2 tRNA genes are annotated in these 278 nt (G+C 55.8%); both read left to right on the plus strand.

Going from position 1 to position 278, the window contains the following annotated elements:
* Positions 1 to 50: 50 nt before the first annotated feature.
* Positions 51 to 127 (plus strand) — tRNA-Ile (locus tag AB3X98_RS42150).
* Positions 128 to 171: 44 nt separating this feature from the next.
* Positions 172 to 247: transfer RNA gene (locus AB3X98_RS42155), tRNA-Ala, on the plus strand.
* The last annotated feature ends 31 nt before the right edge of the window (positions 248 to 278 follow it).

The following is a 278-nucleotide window of genomic DNA, read 5'->3' on the forward strand; positions in this document are numbered from 1 at the left end:
CACGCGTTTTAAGCGCTCACACTTGTCGGCTGTAAGAAAGACAGACTCAGGGGTCTGTAGCTCAGTCGGTTAGAGCACCGTCTTGATAAGGCGGGGGTCGATGGTTCGAATCCATCCAGACCCACCAACTTTGTCTGTGACGGCGAAGCGTCCCCTGAAGTATGTGTGACTGGGGGATTAGCTCAGCTGGGAGAGCACCTGCTTTGCAAGCAGGGGGTCGTCGGTTCGATCCCGTCATCCTCCACCAATCCTCAATGCACAGCGTTCTGCACGAAGCA

Origin of the sequence: Paraburkholderia sp. BR14312, assembly GCF_040948675.1 — a bacterium.
GTDB lineage: Bacteria > Pseudomonadota > Gammaproteobacteria > Burkholderiales > Burkholderiaceae > Paraburkholderia > Paraburkholderia nodosa_A.